General features: G+C 63.6%; 16 protein-coding genes. 2 read left to right on the forward strand and 14 right to left on the reverse strand.

Annotated elements, in window-relative coordinates; all coding sequences use genetic code 11:
- Nucleotides 1–10: 10 nt before the first annotated feature.
- The 9 genes from F3J17_RS05645 to F3J17_RS05685 all read right to left on the reverse strand — a co-directional run bounded on the left by F3J17_RS05645 (nucleotide 11) and on the right by F3J17_RS05685 (nucleotide 8,807).
- Complete coding sequence (locus F3J17_RS05645) at nucleotides 11–1,315, reverse strand: NAD(P)/FAD-dependent oxidoreductase (protein ID WP_167054739.1); 1,305 nt, start codon at nucleotides 1,313–1,315, stop codon at nucleotides 11–13.
- Between the two features lie 354 nt (nucleotides 1,316–1,669).
- Nucleotides 1,670–2,335: an amino acid ABC transporter permease gene (locus tag F3J17_RS05650; protein ID WP_167054740.1), complete on the reverse strand. Its 666-nt coding sequence runs from the start codon at nucleotides 2,333–2,335 to the stop codon at nucleotides 1,670–1,672.
- Between the two features lie 10 nt (nucleotides 2,336–2,345).
- Nucleotides 2,346–3,017 (reverse strand): amino acid ABC transporter permease, encoded by a 672-nt coding sequence (locus F3J17_RS05655; RefSeq protein ID WP_167054741.1) that lies wholly within the window; start codon nucleotides 3,015–3,017, stop codon nucleotides 2,346–2,348.
- A gap of 10 nt (nucleotides 3,018–3,027) precedes the next feature.
- On the reverse strand, nucleotides 3,028–3,867 hold the full coding sequence (locus F3J17_RS05660) for an amino acid ABC transporter ATP-binding protein (protein ID WP_167054742.1): 840 nt from the start codon (nucleotides 3,865–3,867) through the stop codon (nucleotides 3,028–3,030).
- 129 nt (nucleotides 3,868–3,996) lie between these two features.
- Complete coding sequence (locus F3J17_RS05665; RefSeq protein ID WP_167054743.1) at nucleotides 3,997–4,836, reverse strand: transporter substrate-binding domain-containing protein; 840 nt, start codon at nucleotides 4,834–4,836, stop codon at nucleotides 3,997–3,999.
- A gap of 61 nt (nucleotides 4,837–4,897) precedes the next feature.
- Nucleotides 4,898–6,016, reverse strand: coding sequence for a porin (locus F3J17_RS05670; protein ID WP_167055526.1), 1,119 nt, complete (start codon nucleotides 6,014–6,016; stop codon nucleotides 4,898–4,900).
- A gap of 228 nt (nucleotides 6,017–6,244) precedes the next feature.
- Complete coding sequence (locus tag F3J17_RS05675) at nucleotides 6,245–6,634, reverse strand: Rid family hydrolase (RefSeq protein ID WP_167054744.1); 390 nt, start codon at nucleotides 6,632–6,634, stop codon at nucleotides 6,245–6,247.
- A 243-nt stretch (nucleotides 6,635–6,877) separates the two neighbouring features.
- A complete protein-coding gene (locus F3J17_RS05680; RefSeq protein ID WP_167054746.1) occupies nucleotides 6,878–7,861 on the reverse strand; it encodes a LysR family transcriptional regulator in 984 nt (327 codons plus the stop codon).
- Between the two features lie 184 nt (nucleotides 7,862–8,045).
- Nucleotides 8,046–8,807, reverse strand: a complete 762-nt coding sequence (locus F3J17_RS05685) for a GntR family transcriptional regulator (RefSeq protein ID WP_167054748.1) — start codon at nucleotides 8,805–8,807, stop codon at nucleotides 8,046–8,048.
- Nucleotides 8,808–8,953: 146 nt separating this feature from the next.
- Here F3J17_RS05685 and F3J17_RS05690 point away from each other — a divergent pair, with 146 nt between their 5' ends.
- A complete protein-coding gene (locus tag F3J17_RS05690) occupies nucleotides 8,954–10,324 on the forward strand; it encodes an adenylosuccinate lyase family protein (protein WP_167054750.1) in 1,371 nt (456 codons plus the stop codon).
- A 125-nt stretch (nucleotides 10,325–10,449) separates the two neighbouring features.
- Nucleotides 10,450–11,742 (forward strand): cation:dicarboxylase symporter family transporter, encoded by a 1,293-nt coding sequence (locus F3J17_RS05695; RefSeq protein ID WP_240160847.1) that lies wholly within the window; start codon nucleotides 10,450–10,452, stop codon nucleotides 11,740–11,742.
- 128 nt (nucleotides 11,743–11,870) lie between these two features.
- Here F3J17_RS05695 and F3J17_RS05700 read toward each other — a convergent pair whose 3' ends face one another.
- The 5 genes from F3J17_RS05700 to F3J17_RS05720 form a co-directional block, all read right to left on the reverse strand.
- Nucleotides 11,871–12,830 (reverse strand): ABC transporter permease, encoded by a 960-nt coding sequence (locus F3J17_RS05700; RefSeq protein ID WP_167054754.1) that lies wholly within the window; start codon nucleotides 12,828–12,830, stop codon nucleotides 11,871–11,873.
- The gene (locus F3J17_RS05705) at nucleotides 12,823–13,875 is read right to left on the reverse strand and encodes an ABC transporter permease (protein WP_167054756.1); all 1,053 of its coding nucleotides are present in this window, start codon (nucleotides 13,873–13,875) and stop codon (nucleotides 12,823–12,825) included. The genes F3J17_RS05700 and F3J17_RS05705 overlap by 8 nt, the downstream gene beginning before the upstream one ends.
- Nucleotides 13,872–15,437, reverse strand: a complete 1,566-nt coding sequence (locus F3J17_RS05710) for a sugar ABC transporter ATP-binding protein (RefSeq protein ID WP_167054758.1) — start codon at nucleotides 15,435–15,437, stop codon at nucleotides 13,872–13,874. The genes F3J17_RS05705 and F3J17_RS05710 overlap by 4 nt, the downstream gene beginning before the upstream one ends.
- Nucleotides 15,438–15,447: 10 nt before the next feature.
- Nucleotides 15,448–16,491 (reverse strand): sugar ABC transporter substrate-binding protein, encoded by a 1,044-nt coding sequence (locus tag F3J17_RS05715; protein ID WP_167054760.1) that lies wholly within the window; start codon nucleotides 16,489–16,491, stop codon nucleotides 15,448–15,450.
- A 171-nt stretch (nucleotides 16,492–16,662) separates the two neighbouring features.
- Nucleotides 16,663–17,937, reverse strand: coding sequence for an alpha/beta fold hydrolase (locus F3J17_RS05720; protein ID WP_167054762.1), 1,275 nt, complete (start codon nucleotides 17,935–17,937; stop codon nucleotides 16,663–16,665).
- Between the last annotated feature and the right edge of the window lie 71 nt (nucleotides 17,938–18,008).

The following is an 18,008-nucleotide window of genomic DNA, read 5'->3' on the forward strand; positions in this document are numbered from 1 at the left end:
CGGTTGAACGTTAGATGGCCAGTTGTGCCTCGGCTTGCGTCGAGACGGTGCTGCTTGCGTGCTGCTGCGCGATCGTGTCGAGCGCGCGGCGGGTTTCGTCGAAGTTTTGCTGCCACACGCGACGGATGATGTCGATACGCGATTCGGCGTCCTGAGTGCTGCCAAAGTGTCCGGCGAGGTTCGTCACGCCCTGTTCGCGCAGCGCGATGAAGCGCGAAATCAACTGGCTCTGCGCGCAGTACACCGGCCATTGGGCGCCGCGCGGCGCGGCCAGACCGACGAAGTAGAGCGATTCCAGTCCGGTCGGCAGCGTCATGGCGGCGGTGCGCAACGGCACGCCGTCCCGCCATTCGAGCAGCGTGGGATCGAGGAACGGCAGCGTGGTCTTGAAACCGGTGGCCCAGAGGATCGTGTCGTATTCGCCTTCGGTGCCGTCGGTGAACGTCACCCGCTTGCCTTCGATCGCGCGCAGACCGGGCGCGACCTTGATCCGGCCATGCTGGATCCAGTAAAGGAGCAGCGAATTGACGACGGGCGGCTGCTTCTCAAGGTCGTAGGTTTCCGGCCTGGGCATCCCTGGATAGTTTTCGTACGTGCCCAGTACTGTATGAATCAGCATCGACGTCGCCATGTTCTGCATTTCCGGCGGCAGGGCGTTCAGGAACGGTACTTCGGCACGCGGCAGACCATAAAAAGTCTTGGGCTGGAACACCTGGCCGCAGCGCATGGCGATGGTGACGTCGAGACGGCTTTGCGCGGCGTCCACCGCCAGGTCGCAGCCTGAGTTGCCGAAGCCGACCACCAGCACGCGGCCCTCGATATCGCCGGTATTACGGTAGGAACCCGAATGAATCGATCGTCCCGTGAATCCCTGGCCGACGGCGGGGATGCTTTGGTCCCACAGGTGGCCGTTCGCCACCAGCACGCCTGCGTAGTCCTGTACCGCGCCGTCGCCGAGCGTGACGCGCCAGCCGTTTGCGCCGCGCTCGCCGAGCGGTTCGATGCGCTCGACCGCCGTGTTGAAGCGGATCATCGCTTTCAGGCCGAACGCGTCGGCGTAACTGCCCATATAGGCTGCCACCTGTTCGCGGCTCGGATACATCGGATACGACTCGGGCATCGGAAAGCCGTCGAAGAACGAACTGCTCTTCGGGGTGATCAGATGCAGGGCGTCGTAGTCGTGGTGCCAGTGGCCGCCGACCCGGTCGCTCTTCTCGAAGCAGTCGACCGCGATGCCCGCATCGGTCAGGGTCTTGAGGGCGGCAAGGCCGGCTGCGCCGGCACCGATCACGCAATAGCGTGCTTGTTTCGTCATGGTTCACCTCCTTGTGTGCTGGCTCCGGGGCTGCTGCCCCGAGGACGAATCGCATCTGGTGAAGCCAGTATCGGAAGGCAAAAAAAACGCGTGAAGAATGGCAGTACAGGTGCGTGCCATAGCCATGTCCTATAGGTGGACAATTTTCAGATCGGCGTGGGCACGTGCTTGTCGTCGGATTACCCCGTGGTGAAAGGGCGCAACGCGTTCACAACGGCAGCCGCGGCGTTGCCGTGCTGGTCTTGCGGGAGAGGCAGGATTTACCCTGATACTGCGAGGGAAAAGCACGAGAGGCGCGAAAGCACAGACGGCCTCGCGAGCGAGGCCGTCTGCATAGGCAAGGCGTTGGGTGAATCAGCTTCCGTAGCGGCGCAACAAGCGTGTCTCGACGACGCCGACCAGACGCGTGAGCGGGAATGCCACCAGAAAATAGATGACGCCCACTGTCGTGAGGAACTCCACCGGACGCGCTGTATTCGTGGAGATGTTCTGGCCGACGAGCATCAGATCGGCGATCCCCACAGACGAGATCAGCGCGCTTTCCTTGAACAGGCTCACGATGTTCGAGAGCAGCGGCGGCAGCGCGCGCAACAACGCCTGCGGGAAGATAACGTGCAGGATTTTCGCGGCGGGTGTGAGCCCGAGCGCAATGCAGGCGTCATGCTGCTCGCTGGCGATGGACTTGAGCGCGCCACGAAAGGTTTCGCTGGTGATGGCGATCATGTAGAGCGTGAGCGAAACCAACACGGAAAACGCCGGTGCTATGGCGATCCCGAGCACGACGGGCAGGCAGAAGAAGATCCAGAACAGCTGGATCAGCAGTGGCGTGCCTCGAAATAACTCAACGTACAGCGAAGCTGCGCCGTTGATCCAGCGATTGGGCGACAGGCGCAGCAGACTCAAGACGAAGCCGCCGATACTGCCCGCGAGCGCGCAGCCCAGCGTAAACACAACGGTGGTCGCGAGACCTTGCAGCAGCACGTGCCAGTACGGCAGCACGACGGAAAAATGGATTGGCATAGCGGCTCCTTCAACGCTGCATGGCGAGATCCTGCCGATGCTCGACGAGGCGGATGAGCGCTGCTGCGGGCACGGACAGCGCGAAATAGACAGCGGCGATCAGCGTGTAGGTTTCCAGCGGCCGGAACGTATCCGTGGCGATCTGGTTGCCGACATACATGAGGTCGCCGACTGCCACCACCGCGACCAGCGCGCTTTGCTGCAACGCGCCGATGCCATTGGTCATGAGGATTGGTGTCGCGCTGCGTAGCGCCTGAGGCAACACCACGAAGAGCGTGCGTTGCCAGGGACTTAAACCCAGTGCAACGCAGGCATCGAGGTGCTCCTTCGGCACAGCCTGTACGCCAGCGCGATACGCTTCCGCGTTGAAGGCCGTCAGATTCAGGCCGAGTGCGAGAATACCCAGCGCAACGGGGCCGATAAAGACGTCGAACATCATCGGCACGCAATAGAAAAACCACGCAATCTGCAGTAGTGCGGGCGTGCAGCGGAAGAATTCGATGTACGCGCGCGCGGGCCAGCGCAGGAGCGCATGTCGGCTCATCGAGCACAGGCACAGCACGAAACCCAACGTCACGCCGATCAGATTCGCGATGAGCGTCAGTTCGAGTGTGATGCCAAGGCCGCCAAGCAGTGCGCTGACATGGCTCGAAAGGAAAGAAAAGTCGAACTGATAGTGCATGCGTTTCCCCTCAGCCGAGATGCAGCACTTTGTCGAGAAACTCGCGGGTGCGGGTCTCGCGCGGTTGGCGGAACAACTGCAGGGGTGGCCCCTGTTCGACGATCGAGCCATTGGCGCAGAAGATCACGCGGGTCGCGATATCGCGGGCGAAATGCATATCGTGGGTAACGATGATCATCGCCATTTTCTGCTCGGCGAGCTGCAGCATGACGTTCTGGACTTCGACCACCATCTCCGGATCGAGCGCGGAGGTGACTTCGTCGAACAGCATCAGCCGCGGTTCGAGCATGAGCGCCCGGGCGATGGCGACGCGCTGCTTCTGGCCGCCCGACAACTGGCTGGGATATGCGTGAAGCTTGCTTTCCAGACCCAGGCGCGCGAGATAGGCGCGTGCGCGCTCAGTGGCCTCTTGCCGGGACATGCCGCCGCTTTTCATCGGCGCCAGGACGAGGTTGCCGAGCACCGAGAGGTGCGGGAACAGCGTGTAATGCTGGAACACCATGCCGATCTGGCGCTGCAGGGTGCGATCGAGCGACGGTTGCGCGCCCTTGTTCGACGAGCGCATGTAGGGGCTGCCCTGAAAGCGGATTTCTCCGCCCTGGATGCCTTCGAGTCCCATCATGCAACGCAGCAGTGAACTTTTGCCGCTGCCACTCGGACCGATGATGACCAGACGATCGTCGGCCTGCATGTCGAGCGACAGGCCGTCCATCACGACGAGATGCTCGCCATAGGATTTGTAGACGTCGCGCAGTTCGACGAAGGGAGCGGGCGACGCAAGCGGGGACGGCGGGCTGATTGGGCTGTCGGGATCGGGTGGGCGCGTGGCGATCGACGTATGGACGTTCATAAGTGGGGTCTCCGGTGGCCCGCGCGTGGCGCAGCGGGCACGGTCGATGAGCGTGGGATGAGCACGAGGTTTGCAGCCGCGCCGCGCGCACAGGATGGCGGGCAGTCATACCGGCGACGCGGCCCTGGCTCACTTCGCGGCTTGCTGCAACGTCTTCTTGACCGCCTGGGCCATCATGCGATCGATGGCGCCGGCCTTCTTCTGCTCGTCGATATAGCTGTTCAGATAGGCGAGATCCGCTGGAGGCAGCGCCTTGCGCACGCCGAAGTTGGCGGGCAGCGGTGCAAGCGCCGGTTCCGGTTTGAAGGCGACGAGCGATTCCGGGTGCGCCGCCGTGACGAGCATGTTGGTGGCGATGTCGTCGGCGAGCACATCGGCACGTTTCGACAGCAGGGCGAGACGCGCGGCGTCGGCGTCGGGTAAGCGCATGATGTGCGGTTTCGTGAGCACGTCGCTGATGGCTTTGTCGGCCACCGAGCCAGCCATCACGGAAAGCGTGAGGTCGGCGCGGTTGAGGTCGGCGATCGAATGCGGCGTGCTGGCAAGTTTCGGATTGCGCTTGTCGTAGGCGAAGGTGACGCTCGAATCGAATACGGGCGCCGAGAAACTGACGGCCTTTTCACGCTCGGGCGTGTCGCTCAGCGAAAGCGCCATATCCCATTTGTCCGATTGCAGACCGGCAATCAGATTGGGCCAGGTCGCATCGACGAATACCGCCTTCACTTTCAGGCGCTCGGCAAAGCCGCGGCACAGATCGGCAAACGCGCCCTCGTAGGTCTGCGTCTGCGGATCGCGGATCACGTAGGGCGGCGACGCCGCCGCGCCGCAGCGCAGAACGCCGTCTGCGCGAACTTTTTGCCAGGGCGTGTCGCCGGCCGCGTGGGCAGCGGAACCGACGAACAACGCACCGATACCGGCGCTGGCCGCGAGAACGAGCACGCGGCGGCGGATACTTGAAGTAAGGCTCATGATGACTCCCGGGGAGAGTGGGGCGCAGCGCGGCCGCGCCGTCGAACGCAGGTGGATGGAATCAAAACTTGTGGGCAATGCCGACGCGCAGGCCCAGTTGGTGGTTCGAAGAAGATGCGTTGCCGACAACGCCGTCGAAGATCGCGGCGGGTTGCGAGGCGCCCGCCGCGATCTGGTAAGCGGCCGACAGATAGACCTCGGTGCGTTTGCTGAGCTTGTAATCGGCAGCGAGATTGATCTGATGGTATTTCGGGCGTGCCGAGGAGTAGCCCACGTCGCCATTCGTGAAGGAATAGCCCGCTGCAAGGGTCGCGGCCTGGGTCAGCGCATAGTAGCCCCATGCCTCGTAGTCGTCGAAACGCACCTGGGCGGTCGTGCCGTTCGCGTCGTCGAAGCGCGTGTTGGTGTAGTTGAAGCCCAGCGTCGCCGCGCCGATCAGCCAGGTGGCGCCCACGCCGATGATCTGCTCGTTCGACGGATTGCCCACGTAGCTGAACGCGCCGCTCGCGCCTACCGCCGCCCCCGTTGTGTTTCCGACGAAGTCGCCGTCGGTGAAGAGCGTCGCGGGCTGCTTTGCATAGAAGTACGCCGCGCCAAGATTCAGGTTGCCGATCGAATACGCCGCGCCCGCGCTCCACATGCCGATCTTGCTGGTGCCGTCCGCGTTGGAGTTGCTGAGCGCCAGCATGCCGCCGAAGGTCACGCCGGCGATCTTGGGACTGGCGTACTTGATGGCGTTGTTGACGCGAAACGAGTTTGCGGTGTTGTCGATATCGCCCGCATGAAAGGCTAGGCCGCCCCAGTTGCCGGTGAGCGTCAGTGGCTGCACGTAGTCGACGATCGAATCGTATTGGCGGCCCAGCGTGAGCGTGCCGAAACGCTCGTCCTGCAGACCGACCCACGCCTGACGCCCGAACAGGCGGCTGCCCTGCGCGGCCGTGCCATTCACCACGTTGAAGCCGCTTTCGAGCTTGAAGATCGCCTTCAGGCCGCCGCCCAGATCTTCTTCGCCCTTGAGCCCCCAGCGGCTACCATACAGGCCGTCATAAGTGCCGTCCTGCATGTGCCAGAGCTGTTTGCCGCCGCTGTTGTTGGTGAAGTCGATCCCGGTATCGATCACCCCATAGAGCGAAACCGACGAGGACTGCGCATGGACCGTCCCCGAAAGCGCGACCGTCATGGCGGCAAAAATAAGTTTTTTATGGCTGTTCACCCTGTTCTCCAAACAAAGAAAGCATGCGATTGCGTGGGAGGCGTCGATCTTCGCTCTATCGCTATTTTGATTTGGTATGCGAATTATTATGACGATTGAAACGCCCCAAAATCCTGTTGCTGGCTTCTTGCGATCTCATTGCGGCCTCCTTGCGGCGTGCTGCGCAGGAGGCGCGATAAAACTGCCCAGGCGGTGTTATCCGGCGATTGCGTAGGTTTCGATTTCGACTTTCTGCCACGGGCGCAGCATGGAGTCGACCTGGACCAGCGTGCTGGCCGGGCGAATCTCGCCGAAGGTTTCGAGGTGAGCGCGGGCGACGCCGTCGGCATCGTTGATGTCGCGTACGAACACCACGGTGCGCACCACGTCGTGCAGATTCATGCCGGCTTCGCCGAGCACTTTCTCGATGACTTCGAGAATGGCGCGGGTTTGGGTATAGGCGTCGCTACGTTCGTGCACGGCCGGTGCGCAGGTGCCGGAAATATGCAGATGCTCGCCTACGCGCACCGCGCGCGAATAGCCGAAGACGTTTTCATAGGGACCGCCCGAGGAAATCTTCTGGCGGTTGGCGGTGACAGTGCTCATGCGGATACTCCGTGGTGGACAAAGGATGTGGATCGAGTGGATTGGAGTATCCGGAGGTCAAAAACGCCCGTGAAGAATCCCTTTGCCAATGCTTCCCATAGGACTTGACTATGCGAGACGGATGGCTGCAAAGGGCGGCGGTCAGGACAACGAGGCGCACAGGCCGTCACGGCGCGGCTGGCGCGCCATCGACAGGGATCGGTAGTGTGGGAACGGCGTGAGGGCAGAAGGCGCGCGTGCGCCTTAGTGGTTTCCCCGGTTGCGCCGGTTGGGCGTATCGCGCGTCGCGGGCGCGTGTTCGGAAGGCAGGTCGAGGTGCGCGTAGAGGCTTTGCACGCGCGCCAGGTGTTCTCGCATCATCTGGATCAGGACGCGCGTCCCTGCGGAAAGTGGTGTGTCGTAGCGGTGAATGAAGGCGAACACCTCGAACAGCGGCGGGTCGATCGGTGTCCAGCCAAGCCGGTCCTGGTAGCCGAGTTGATGCAGGATGGGCTGCGTGGCGATCAGGTCGCCGAGACCACGCGCGGCGAGTTCGAATCCGGTGGACTGATGGTCCACCTCAATGACCGGATTGAGGATCACGCCGGCTTTCTGTGCGCGTGAGCGCAGGTTCAGGCGGATTGGATCGGCCGTGTTCCAGCGGGCCTCGGTCAGGATCAGGGGCGCGTGCGCGAGATCCTCGATCGTTTTGGGCCCTTTCAGCCGGGCCGGGTCGGCGCTGATATAGCCAACCCGCGCCGACCACACCGGCTCGCTATAGGTGAGGTTGCGTTCGTTCAGGGGAATCATGACGAGGCCGGCTTCCAGCTCGCCCTGGCTCACCGCATCGGCAATCTCGGACGAGTTGTTGCCGACGACCTTGAGCTTCACGTCGGGATAGCGGGTGCGAAACTCCTCGATCAGATCGGCGAGGAAATAGTGATGTGCAGTACCGAAAGTCCCGAAGCTCGCCACGCCGCCTTTGAGTTCGCGCACGGACTTGACGGCTTCATGGCCCTGCCGCGACGCAGTCGTAGCCGCCTCTGCGAACGGATGCAGGCGCCGCCCGGCCTCTGTCAGCATCAGCTTGCGATTGGTGCGGATGAAAAGCGCCGTGCCCACGGATTCTTCAAGCCGAATGATCTGATCCGACAAGCTCGGCTGTGCGACTTTTAGATGCTCAGCCGCTTTGGACAACGTTCCGTATTCGATGGCAGCGAGGAAATAATGGAGTTGCTGAAGGGTCATGAGCGTCTAGTGGCATCGGAGAGGTCAAATTTGCACTAGTAAGCTCTCACGCGTCAACGGTAGCAAAATGCCGGTCGGGTCGCGGATCTCGCGGCAGACGTACCGGTGATGGCCGACCGGAAAGACAACCGGCGCAGCACCCTTTGCCTTTCATTCCGACGGCTGCCTGCATGACTTGCACCCTTTAGCTCGATTCGTCGACAGAGCGCTGGAGCCGCATCGAGATGGAAAAGCGTTCACCGGGATGCACGGTGACGGATACCTCAAACGTTTTTCCGGCTGCATCGAGATACTGGCGCACCACGCGCAACGCCGCCGTACCGGCATCGACCTTCAGGCGTAACGCCATTTCCGGTGCGAGTATCAGCGCGCTCACGTCTTGCCGAATTTCGGCGACGCGCCGGCCGTAGCGCGTCTCGATCAGCGAGCTGATCAGCGTGTCGGGCTCCGCGCGCGCCTGATCGGCCACGTCCTGATAGGCTGGATCGACATACACGTCAGTCCAGCCCACCGGCACGACCCGCGCTGACCCACGCGCACGTTGTGCACCACGCTCCACGCGCAGGCTCGAAATACGCAGCCAGTGCTCGCCTTCATCGCATTGCAGGACATCGGCAAGCGCGGCGTCGGCCACCACTTCCTCCACCGACTGCACCTCGCGCAGATTTTCGCTACCGAACTGCACCAGATCGTCCACCGAAGCGAGCGTCGGCCGGAAGCCGTTGCGCGGCTGCGCCGACTCCACGCGCGTGCCCGCATTCTTGCGACGCGAGACAAAACCTAGCTGCTGAAGCTCGTGAAGCGCCGCGCGGATCGTGTGACGGCTCGTCTGGTACTGGTCGCGCAATTCCAGTTCGGTCGGCAAATAGCTGCCGACCGGGAAGCGGCCGGAGGCAATGCCCTCGGTCAGTTCGCGGGCGATTTCGGCAAAGCGGGGTCTGTTCATGACGGAAGTTTAAGGCGCGCACGTCCAGCATAGGGGTAAATCACCACTTGCTCAATATGTTCGAACATATTAGTCTAAATATGTCCGGACATATGTCGCATTGAACCGACAGTCCGTCCCCTGAATTTCAAGTCTGATACCGAGCCATGATCCGCAGCCAGATGCCCGCCTCCAGTACCGTCGTCGATTCCATCCTGTTTCGCGACGCCTTCGGCACCGCCAAAATGCGCGCCGTTTTCTCCGATACCGCGCTGATCCAGCGTTACATCGACGTCGAAGTTGCGCTGGCGAAGGCCGAGGCGCGCTGCGGCGTGATTCCGCTCGAAGCGGCCGACGTGATCGCCCGCGAGTCGCAGATCGAGCGCATCGACTTCGACCACATGCGCGAGGAAACCGACATCGTCGGCTATCCGATCCTGCCGCTCGTGCACCAGCTCGTCGGCATGTGCGGCGAAGCGGGGCGCTACGTGCACTGGGGCGCCACCACGCAGGACATCATGGATACGGCTGTCGCGCTGCAGGTGCGCGACGCGCTCGATTCGATCGATGCCGATATCCGCGAACTGCGCGGCATCCTGGCCGACCTCGCCAGAAAGCATCGCGATACGCCGATGGCGGGCCGCACGCACTTGCAGCAGGCGCTGCCTGTGACGTTCGGCTACAAGGCAGCGATCTGGCTGGCGATGTTCGACCGCCATCAGCAGCGCATTGCGCAACTGCGTCCGCGCGTGGCCGTGGTGGAGTTCGCGGGCGCGGCGGGCACGCTCGCGTCGATCGGTGATAAAGGCTTCGAGGTGCAAAAGGCGCTCGCGCAGGAACTGGGTCTGGGCGTACCGGCCACGACGTGGCACGTCGCGCGCGACGGCTTTGCCGAGGCCGTGAACCTGCTGGCGCTCGTAACGGGTTCGCTTGGCAAGATCGCCACCGACATCATGATCATGGCGTCCAACGAATTCGCCGAAGTCTACGAGCCGTTCGTGAAAGGCCGCGGCGCGAGCAGCACGATGCCGCAAAAGCGCAATCCGATTTCGAGCGAGTTGATGCTCGCCGCGGCCAAGGCCGTGCGTCAGCACGCGGGCCTGATGGTCGACGCGATGATCCAGGATTTCGAGCGCGCGACCGGCCCGTGGCACGCCGAATGGATCGCGATTCCTGAGAGCTTCATCCTCGCTTCGGGGGCGTTGCATCAGGCGAAGTTCGCGCTGGGCGGTCTGATCGTCGATACGGAACGTATGAAGCACAACCTCGGCATCAGCAAGGGCCTGATCGTCGCCGAAGCCGCGATGATGCAGATGGCGCCGTTCACGGGTCGTCAGCAGGCACACGATCTGGTCTATGACGCGTGCCGAACGGTCAACGAGTACGGCGGCACGCTGGCCGATGCGCTCGCCGCGCTGCCCGCCGTCACACAACATTTCGATCGCGCCGCCATCGACCACATGACCGATCCGGCCAACTATCTGGGCCTCGCGCCGCGGATGGTCGACCGTGCGCTCGCCGCTTCGAGCGAGATCTGATCGTAGGCAACCGGAGGAGACGCATCATGAACGAGAAGATCCTCGAAGACGGGGCGCGCGGAGCACACGAGACACACGATCCGCTTGCGCCGCGCGCACGGCAACCGTGGTATCGGCGGCTGGGCATGCAGGTGATGATCGCGCTGGTGCTGGGCATTGGCGTGGGCCTGGTGTTTCCGGGCTTTGCCGCGCAGCTTAAGGTACTCGGCGATATTTTCCTCGCGCTCATCAAGGCGGGTGTCGCGCCGCTCGTGTTTCTCACGATCGTGCACGGCATCGCGTCGGCGGGCGATGCGCGCAGCGCGGGCCGCGTGGGCTGGCGCTCGCTCGTCTACTTCGAGGGCGTTTCGACGATCGCGCTCGCGGTGGGTCTGCTCGCGGGCAATCTGTTCCAGACCGGCAAGGGCATGACCGCCATCGCGCCGCACGCGGCGGCCAATGCGGTGGCTGTCGCCAAGGCGCCGCCGCCACAGACCTTCAGCGCGTTCGTGATGCATCTCGTGCCCGATAACTTCATCGGCGCGTTCGCGAAAGGCGAGTTGCTGCAGGTAGTCGTGCTCGCGGTGATGGTCGGCATCGGCATTCTGGCGATTCCCGAATCGCGGCGCGTACGTATCAGCGAGGGGCTCGATCTTGTTTCGCAGGTGCTGTTCGCGTTCATCAACGTAGTGATGAAGCTCGCGCCGCTCGGCACATTTGGCGCTGTGGCGTTCGCCGTGGGCAGCAACGGCACGGCGGTGCTGATCGCGCTCGCGCAACTCGTGCTGAGTTTCTATGCGGTGATCGCGCTGTTCGTGTTCGTCGTGATGGGGGCGATCGCCAGGCTCGCGGGCTTCAGCATGTGGCGTTTTCTTCGCTATATCAAGGACGAAATCCTGATCGTGCTGGGCACGGCATCGTCCGAAAGCGCGTTGCCGCGGCTGCTCGTCAAGCTCGAACGGCTGGGCTGCGCGAAGCAGACGGTTGGCCTCGTGCTGCCAACGGGCTATGCGTTCAACCTGGACGGCACCTCGATTTTTATGTCGATGGGCGTGCTCTTCATCGCGCACGCGTACAACGTGCCGCTGACGTTCGAGCATCAACTCGGCATTCTGCTGCTGATGCTGCTCACGTCGAAGGGCGCGGCGACGGTGTCGGGTGGTTCGTTCGTGGTGTTCGCCGCGACCGTCGCGTCGACGGGCGTGCTGCCGGTCGAGGGTGTGGCGATCATCTTCGGCGTGTATCGCTTCATGTCGATGGCGATCGCCACCTGCAACACCATCGGCAATGCGCTGGCGACCGTGGTGGTCGCGAAGTGGTCGGGTACGTTCGATCCTCATGTCGCCGATGCCTGGCTGAGCGCGCGTCCCGATGCGGTTGGAAACAGCACCCACGTCCGGCAATCCGGCAGACAAGCGCATTGCGATCGGGCGCAGTGAATCTATCGGCTGTCAGTCGGCAAGCGAGTTGCATGCTGCATGGGTTCGCCGTAGCGGTTTAGCGGCGGCGATCATCGTGCAGAGGAACGCAACAAATTCGTCTTCGGGCCGACCATCTCGATTCCGCGTCAAACCAGCTCTCCGCGACGCGAAGCAAAACTCAGCGCCAGCACCGCAAAAATCAGTACGCCCGTGGCGACTTGTTGCCAGTAAAAGTTCCAGCCAATCAGCAGAAGCCCGTTTGCCACAAGACTCAACAACAGCACGCCGAGCAGCGTACCCGGCACATTCGGCCGACGCGCACGCGAAAGCGTCGTGCCGATAAACGTCGCGCCGATGGCGTTGAGCAGGAAGCCATTACCGGCTTGCGGCACATAGGCTTTCACCATCGACGAAAGCAGCAGACCGACGACGCCGTAAATCAATGCGCCCGCAACGAATGTCGCTACGATAGTCGCCGCGACCGGCAAACCCGAATATCGCGCGACACCCGCTTGCGTTCCGAGCGCGGCGCTATAGCGTCCATACACCGAATGCGCGAGCGCGAGATGCACGATCAGCGCGAGCGCGGCAACGATCCAAAGCGGTACGGGCAAGCCCGCGAAGCTGCCGTGCGCGAGCGCGCCAAACAGCGCAGGCAGATCGAAGCCGAGCAGATAGACCGGCTGACCGCCATCGGTGGCGAGTTGCTGCAAGGTCTGACCGATGAACAGCGTACCAAGCGTCGCGAGAAACGGCGCGATGCCCAGGCCCGCGACCAGCGCGCCGTTGAAGACGCCCACCAGCAAGGCCGCCGCGAGCGCGGCCAGCGCCGCCACGGCCACACTCGCATGATGTGCGCTCATCAACACGAACACCAGACTGCTGACGTCGATGGCAGTACCGATCGACAGATCGACCGCGCCAATCGACAACGCGAGCGTCATCCCCAGCGAGGCAATGGCCAGCAGTGCGAAGTTGTTGAGCAGCACATCGGCGAGATTGCCCGGGCGCGCGAAGCCCGGCGAACACAGCGCGAAAAACACGCTGACGGCAAGCAGCGCACCGGGCAGCGAAAAGCGCTGAATGCGCGCGAACCAGTCAGTCATGAGCGTGAGTTCCGAGGTGACGGCGGCGCAGGAGTGCCGTGGTGGCGACGACAAACAGGATCAGCGCGCCTTCGACGCCATTGACCCAGTAGCTGGAGACGTTGTCGAGCTGAAACCCGTTGCCGACGACGCCAATAAAGAGCACGGCCAGCAGCGTGCCGGGCATGGTCGGCACCATGCGCCGTGAGAACACCACGCCAAGCAGCGCGGACGCCACCACGGCCAGCAGGTTTTCGCCCGCGCCGGGCGAACTGCCGCTGAGCAGCGCCGAAGAAGCCAACGCGGCAAGCGCTGCCGCCACGCCGCCGAGCAGATAGCTCGCGGCCACATAACCGCGCACGTTCAAACCGGCCGCCCGCGCGGCCTGCGCGTGTTCGCCGCTTGCACGCAGGCGCAGCCCGAACGGTGTGTAGTGCACCAGGACAGTAAAGAACAGGGCGACGACCAGCAGCGCCGTAGCGAGATGTGGAATGCCGAACGCGCCTGCGTCGATCAGAAACGCCTGCAGTGGCGAAGCGGCCGGCACCGAGGTGTTCTGCGTAAGCACGAGTTCGAGGCCCGCGCAGAGATTCATCGTCGTGAGCGTGGCGAGTAGCGGCAGGATGCGCAGCCCGAGCACGGCGAAAGCGTTCAGCGCGCCGACCGCCACGCCCGCGGTGAGCGCCAGTCCCACAGCCGCCGTGGCCGGTGCGCCGGCGCGCAGGGCGACCGCATGCACGGCGGCGCACAGGCCCATGTTCGCGGCGATCGAGAGATCGAGGCCGCCCTTGATCGGATCGGCGCCACCGCCGATCAGCACGGCCGTGAGCCCCAGACCCAGGACGCCGACAACGGCCGATTGCTGCACGATATTGGCCAGATTCGCGAGCGTCAGAAAGAGCGGCGAGGTGGCCGCAAAAACCGCGAACACGAGCGCAAATGCGAGCACAGCACCGCCGCGTACCCAGAATTGCGCGCTCGTGATCCCGCCAGAACGCGTTGCGCCTGCATCGGCGCGGTCGCCTGGACGCAGCGCATCGACGCGCCCGATTGCGTTGCCGGTCATGCCGCATTCTCCCGTTTCGCTTCGGCTGAATCGCCCGTGCGTGCGAGCGTGGCCCACGCAAGCAGATCCTGTGTACTGACCGTATGCGATGGCACGTCCTGCACGATCGCGCCACGCGCCAGCACCAGCACGCGGTCGGTCACATCCAGCAGTTCGTGCAGGTCGCTTGAGAAAATCAGTACGGCCGCGCCTTGCGCGACCAAGGTGTCGATCAGCCGATAGATATCCGCTTTCGCGCCGACATCGACGCCCACCGTCGGCTCGTCGAGGATGTAGATGGCGGCGTCGTCTGTGGCGCGGCCCAGCCACTTGCCGAGCGCCACCTTCTGCTGGTTGCCGCCCGACAGATGCCGCACCGGCGCGAGTGGCCCCGGCGTGCGTACGCCGAGCGTGTCGATCAGCGCGCGTGCTGCTGCCGTCTCGCGGCGCGTATTGACCAGACCGAAGCGACTGAAGCGGCCGAGTGCGGGCAACGAAAAGTTGTCGCGCACAGGCAGGGCGGTGGCCACGCCCTGGCGGCGGCGGTCTTCCGGAACGAAGGCGATGCATTTGCGCACCGCATCGGCGGGACGTCGCAGGCGCACCGCGTTGTCGCGCACGCGCAATTCGCCCTGCACGCCGCGTTCAAGACCGAAGAGGCTGCGCACCAGCGGCTTGCCGCCAGAACCGACCAGGCCTGTGACGCCCAGCACCTCGCCGCGCCTGAGCGCGAACGACAGCGGACCGAAACGGCCAGGCGCATGCAGATCGCGCGCCTCCAGCGCCACGTCCTGCGATGAAGTCGTCGCGCGTCGCGCCCGCGCCTCGGGCTGCGCGCCGATCATCGCCGAGACCAGCGTTTCAACGGGCGTTTCGCGGGCATCGACGTGCGCGACATCGACACCATCGCGCAACACCGTGACGCCATCGCACAGCGAAGCGATTTCGTTCAGATAGTGCGAGACATAGAGAATCGTCAGGCCGCGCGAGCGCAGTTGATCGATCGTCCGGAGCAGGCGGTCGACTTCGCGGCTCACGAGCGCGGCAGTCGGCTCGTCGAAGACCAGAATGCGCGGCGAGCGGATCAACGCGCGCGTAATCTGCACGATCTGTTGCTCGGCGACGCTGAGTTCGCCGATCAGCCGGTCCGGCGGCAACGCAACGCCGAAATGGGCGTCGAGCGCCTCACCGGCGCGTCGTCGCATGCGGCGCAGATCGAGCGGGAGCAGGGCGCGAAGCCTTCCCACGCGTGGCGCCGCGACGGGTTCGTCGCCGAGCGAAAGCGCTTCGGCCACGGTGAACGTCGGCGACAGCAGCCGCTCCTGATGAATGAAGGCGATCTCGCTGCGCGTGCCGGCGTCGATCTCTACACCCTCGACGCGAATCTCACCCGCGTCCGCACACTCAAGCCCCGCGAGAATCTTGATGAGCGTAGACTTGCCCGCGCCGTTCTGGCCGATCAGGCCATGTACGGTGCCGCGTGCGGCTTGCAGTGACGCGCCGCGCAGCGCCTGCACGCCACCGTACTGTTTGACGAGACCGCGCAGTTCGAGCGCGGGCGCGCCTCCGTTCGACGTACTCATGCCAGTACGCTCACTTCGCTGCGATCTGGCCGGTCTGCACGCCCTGGCCGAGCGATTTCTGCACGTCGCCCGCGTTGTCCTTGGTCACGAGAATCGACGGCACGTAGGTGTAGGGCGGCAGATTGCGTTCGCCAGCGAGATAGCGCGCAACATTGTCGACGGCCGTTTTGCCGATCAGCGCGGGCTGCTGCGCAACCACCGCGGCGGCGCTCGACTTCGGATCCTTCACGAGCGTGACGACGTCAGGACTGCCATCGACGGCATACGTGCGAATCTCGTTGCGATGCGCCGCATCGACGGCCTGGGTCGCGCCCACTTGCGGCACGTCCCACGCAGCCCAGATCGCCGCAATTTGCCCCTTCGGATATTTCGCCAGTAGCTGGCTCACCTGCGCGTAGGCGCTTTGCACGGTGTTCGGAATCACATCGCGCAACTCGGGCTCGATGATATGCACCTTCGGGTAATACTTGAGCACGGCTTTCAACTGGTCGTAGCGGATCGCGCATACCGGCACGCCGTAAAACCCGTTGAAAACGAGAATATTGCCTTCGCCGTGAATATCGTTGACGAGCTTGAGCGCCAGTTGCTCGCCGATGAAAAAGTTATCCGAGGTGGTGTCGTTCAGGCTCGACGGCGACGCCGTGTCGATCGTGAACAAGGGGATGCCGGCCTGGCGGATTTTCTGCAACCACGGCTCCAGGACGGTCGCGGTGCCGAGCTGTTCGACGATGGCGTCGGGCTTCTGTGCGATGAGCGTCTGGATCTGTGCGATCTGGCGGTTGTCGTTACGCCCCGCATCAAGCGCGATGGGTGTGCCGCCCAGACGCTTGACCTCGTCGATGGCGCCCTGGTAGGCCTTCAGATCCCAGTAGTGATCGGTGCCGACTGCCGTAATGCCGATGCGCTTGCCCTTGAGCGAAGGCACGTCGGCGTCGCCCTGGGCATGGGCTGCCGGGCTGGATCCCGCCAGTGCGCCAAGCGTTGTGAGTGCAATCGCAAGCGCCGTGGCGGCGCGTTTGAGGGAGGCTTTGGGGCGGAGTGTCTCGTGGCTCATGTCGTCGTCGATTCGTTGTCACGGCGATTTCCACTTGCCGGTTCCGTGTTATCGACGAAACGGCGGAGATCGCACTGTGCTGCGAATCTAAGTCGGCATGAGCCCACCGGCAAAACATTAAATCGAGCTAAGAATAGATCGCTTGATGTGAATAGCTTCTGACGCAATGCGTTACCGTTCTATCGGCTCGCAGACTGGGGCAACAGGCTGCCCCGCGAATACACGTTTGACGAATGGAATCGAGTCGCGCAACGAAGCGTTGAGCGTCCCGTTATGTTCCAGTCCTTCGTAGAGGTGCGCTTCGACCGTCGTGCCCGCCGCGCAGGCGTCCCTGGCGAGCGACAGTTCTGCGGGAGCGAGGCCGTCGTCCGCGCCTGCGCCGATGAACACGGGTGCTTTTAGCTTCAACGTCGGATACGCGAGATAGTTGTCCCACCATGTCTTCAGTCGCGCCTCGGCGCCAGGCTTGACCGTATTGGCGCGCGTGAGGCCCGCAAGGCGCGCGTCGTCTTCAAGTGACGCAAGGCAACTGATGCGCGCCTGTTCCAGCAATGGCGCGGCGCTATCGGTCAGAATCTCGCTCGCCTTCAAGGTTGGGTCGATCTGTTGCGCTGAGAGCACCGAGTAGAACTCGTAAGCGAGCGTGGGATCGACGCGATCCGGATCGCGCTTCAGATGGGTCTTGAAGGGCGCGAGCGAAGCGAGCGTGGCGGGCGGCGCATTGTAGATGGTGCCGGTCGCGACCGTTGCCCGAATGTTCAGATCGGGGGCGTAGGCCGGCGCATAGCCCGCTGCAGCGATCACGGCCGAGCCACCCTGCGACTGGCCCACCAGCACCACATCGTTAGCAAGGCCCGGTACGCCATGCAAGGCAGCGCGCACACTGTCGAGCAGCGTGTAGCTGTTCGAGCGGTTATTGAGTTGCGGATTCGGACCTGGCGTGCCGAGTCCCTGGTAGTCCGTGGCGACAACCGCAAAGCCCGCGTTGAGCCACGCGTCCAGATAGCGTACGTCGCGCCACGAGCGTCCGTACCACGAAGGCGCACAGATATCCGCCATGCCAAACGTGCCGTGCGCCCACGCCACCACGGGCCAGCCGCCTTGAGGCTGCGTGCCTGCCGGGATGAACAGTGCGCCGGAAACGGCGATGGGCGATTTGCCTTCGACGCCATCGGTGGAGCTATAGAGAATGCGCAATTGTTGCGCGGCGGAGGGCAGGCCGAGCGTTTTCGGCAGTGGCTCGGAGCGCAGCAGCACACCGGGTGTTGCGGGGATATCGGCGTCCCAGCTATAGAACGCGGAGACGCGGCCATCGCCCTGCAACGGATCGGGCGCAGGCGCTCGCACGCCCGCATGGGCGAGCAGGAAGAATCCAAGCAGGGCGCTACCGGCAGCAAGGCGTGCGGCGGTGAGCGCGCCAGGCAGAGTGAAATGGGCTGATTTCATAAGGTATTCGAAGAGAGCGGAAAAAACCGAAGAGCGCTAGCTGGCCTGGTCGGCAATCGTGCGAGCGCAGT

It is taken from the genome of Burkholderia sp. Ax-1719 (genome assembly GCF_011753055.1).
Taxonomy (GTDB): Bacteria; Pseudomonadota; Gammaproteobacteria; order Burkholderiales; family Burkholderiaceae; genus Paraburkholderia.

What these genes read in the sequence shown, in the direction of transcription:
- F3J17_RS05645 (WP_167054739.1), bottom strand. Translation starts at nt 1,315, where the DNA reads ATGACGAAACAAGCACGCTATTGCGTGATCGGTGCCGGCGCAGCCGGC.
- F3J17_RS05650 (WP_167054740.1), bottom strand. Translation starts at nt 2,335, where the DNA reads ATGCCAATCCATTTTTCCGTCGTGCTGCCGTACTGGCACGTGCTGCTG.
- F3J17_RS05655 (WP_167054741.1), bottom strand. Translation starts at nt 3,017, where the DNA reads ATGCACTATCAGTTCGACTTTTCTTTCCTTTCGAGCCATGTCAGCGCA.
- F3J17_RS05660 (WP_167054742.1), bottom strand. Translation starts at nt 3,867, where the DNA reads ATGAACGTCCATACGTCGATCGCCACGCGCCCACCCGATCCCGACAGC.
- F3J17_RS05665 (WP_167054743.1), bottom strand. Translation starts at nt 4,836, where the DNA reads ATGAGCCTTACTTCAAGTATCCGCCGCCGCGTGCTCGTTCTCGCGGCC.
- F3J17_RS05670 (WP_167055526.1), bottom strand. Translation starts at nt 6,016, where the DNA reads ATGACGGTCGCGCTTTCGGGGACGGTCCATGCGCAGTCCTCGTCGGTT.
- F3J17_RS05675 (WP_167054744.1), bottom strand. Translation starts at nt 6,634, where the DNA reads ATGAGCACTGTCACCGCCAACCGCCAGAAGATTTCCTCGGGCGGTCCC.
- F3J17_RS05680 (WP_167054746.1), bottom strand. Translation starts at nt 7,861, where the DNA reads ATGACCCTTCAGCAACTCCATTATTTCCTCGCTGCCATCGAATACGGA.
- F3J17_RS05685 (WP_167054748.1), bottom strand. Translation starts at nt 8,807, where the DNA reads ATGAACAGACCCCGCTTTGCCGAAATCGCCCGCGAACTGACCGAGGGC.
- F3J17_RS05690 (WP_167054750.1), top strand. Translation starts at nt 8,954, where the DNA reads ATGATCCGCAGCCAGATGCCCGCCTCCAGTACCGTCGTCGATTCCATC.
- F3J17_RS05695 (WP_240160847.1), top strand. Translation starts at nt 10,450, where the DNA reads ATGCAGGTGATGATCGCGCTGGTGCTGGGCATTGGCGTGGGCCTGGTG.
- F3J17_RS05700 (WP_167054754.1), bottom strand. Translation starts at nt 12,830, where the DNA reads ATGACTGACTGGTTCGCGCGCATTCAGCGCTTTTCGCTGCCCGGTGCG.
- F3J17_RS05705 (WP_167054756.1), bottom strand. Translation starts at nt 13,875, where the DNA reads ATGACCGGCAACGCAATCGGGCGCGTCGATGCGCTGCGTCCAGGCGAC.
- F3J17_RS05710 (WP_167054758.1), bottom strand. Translation starts at nt 15,437, where the DNA reads ATGAGTACGTCGAACGGAGGCGCGCCCGCGCTCGAACTGCGCGGTCTC.
- F3J17_RS05715 (WP_167054760.1), bottom strand. Translation starts at nt 16,491, where the DNA reads ATGAGCCACGAGACACTCCGCCCCAAAGCCTCCCTCAAACGCGCCGCC.
- F3J17_RS05720 (WP_167054762.1), bottom strand. Translation starts at nt 17,937, where the DNA reads ATGAAATCAGCCCATTTCACTCTGCCTGGCGCGCTCACCGCCGCACGC.